Annotated in this window: 3 protein-coding genes; 1 reads left to right on the top strand and 2 read right to left on the bottom strand. The window is 70.7% G+C overall.

Going from position 1 to position 1,571, the window contains the following annotated elements:
- Positions 1 to 290: hypothetical protein (locus PKE44_RS19285; RefSeq protein WP_324554456.1), on the top strand; the 290-nt coding region annotated here is incomplete at its 5' end.
- A gap of 6 nt (positions 291 to 296) precedes the next feature.
- Here the strand turns inward: PKE44_RS19285 and PKE44_RS19280 are convergent.
- Positions 297 to 758 carry a septal ring lytic transglycosylase RlpA family protein gene (locus PKE44_RS19280; protein ID WP_324554453.1) on the bottom strand — a complete coding sequence of 154 codons (462 nt, stop codon included), beginning with the start codon at positions 756 to 758 and terminating at the stop codon, positions 297 to 299.
- A gap of 91 nt (positions 759 to 849) precedes the next feature.
- Positions 850 to 1,571: alpha/beta fold hydrolase (locus tag PKE44_RS19275; protein WP_324554451.1), on the bottom strand; the 722-nt coding region annotated here is incomplete at its 5' end.

Below are 1,571 nucleotides of genomic sequence, written 5' to 3'. Positions count from 1 at the left end.
CGCCGTCGGGCGGGCAGGTGCTGACTGGCGGGGACGATGGCAGCGCGCGGCTGTGGGATGTCGAAACCGGCACCTGTCGGCTGCGCCTGTACGGGTTTGAGGGCAATGGTTTTGACGAGCCCGGCTGGCTGTCACTCGACGCCCGGGATCGCTACCGCGGCAACGCCGCCGGCATCGCCCGCCTGAGCTACGTCGATCCCGATGATCTCAGCCTGATGCCCACGCACTGGCTCGCCGAAGACCTACCCCACCTGCAGGCGCCCGACCCCGAGGCGCCCGGCGGTGACTGAGGGCTGTCAACCGCGTCCCTGACTCTTCGGCACCGAAATCGGCGTCACCTCCACCGGCGCCACACCGTCCTCGCGGTCAATGCCGATGCTGCGCGCCGTGGCCGGGGTCAGGTCGATGACGCGGCCTTTGACGTACGGGCCGCGGTCGCGGATTTCGACGACGGCAGTCTTGCCGGTTTCGAGGTTCTTCACCCTGGCTTTGGTGCCGAGCGGCAGGCGCTTGCTGGCGGCGACGTTGCTGTCGCCGTCGTAGCGCGTGCCATCGGCCATCTTCTTGCCCTCGAAGTGGTTGGCGTAGAACGAAGCCTCGCCGCGATGCTGCAGGCGTCGGGCATCGGCGGTCGGGTGGGTCTGCTGGTAATCGGGGACGGGCGGCGGATTGTCGTTCTGGTCGCGGTTGCCGGAGTTGCAGGCGGCAAGCGTCAGGGTCAGGGCGGCGAACAGCAGCGGCAGCGGGCGGCGGGGCATTTTGGTTGTCTCCTGCGCGGTCGGCAGCGGTCACGGACGGACTTTGTGACCCGCCGGTTTCGCCGGAGGTTCGCCGCAGGCGCGTTTCGCGTCAGTCGCTTGCGTCGAGAAAGGCCGCGATGCGCCGCGCGAGCCAGTCCTGCGCAGGCCATGACAGACCCTGCAGGAAGCCGACGTGACCGCCGTGTGCGGCCAGTTCCAGGCGCACGGCCGGTGCCAGTTCCGCGGGCGTCGGGATTGCATCGGCGTACAGGAAGGGATCGTCGAGGGCGTGCACGATCAGCGTCGGCACCGCGATGTCTTTCAGGAAAGGCCGGCAGCTGCAGCGGCCGTAGTAGTCCTCGACCCCGGCATAGCCGTGCAGCGGCGCGGTGACGCGATCGTCGAAGCTGCGGAAGGTCTTCAGCGCATCGAGATCATCCGCCCCGAGCGGCAGCGCCTGCGGGTGCTGCGCGAGCTTCACGCGATAGCCGGCGCGCAGGCTGCGCAGCAGATGCCACTGGTACAGCCGCGACAGTCCGCGGTCGAGCCGGTCGGCGGCGCGGCCGAGATCGAACGGCGGCGACACGGCGACCGCACGCCGGATGCCGGCCCGGCCTGCGGCCTCGCCGAGGTGCTTGAGCAGGCGGTTGGCCCCGAGCGAATAGCCGACCACGTCCGGTGCGCGACCGTCGCGCTGCTGCAGGCGCGCGAGCACGCAGGCGAGATCGTCGGTGTCGCCGGCCGTGTAGCTGCGCGCCAGGCGGTTCGGTTCGCCGGAACGCCCGCGCGCGTGCAGCACGCCGGCGCGCCGTCCGCAGCGCGCGAGCGTCG

The sequence above is a fragment of the Plasticicumulans sp. genome (genome assembly GCF_035331805.1).
Taxonomy (GTDB): Bacteria; Pseudomonadota; Gammaproteobacteria; order Competibacterales; family Competibacteraceae; genus Plasticicumulans.
This window is presented reverse-complemented; position numbering and strand designations above follow the sequence as displayed.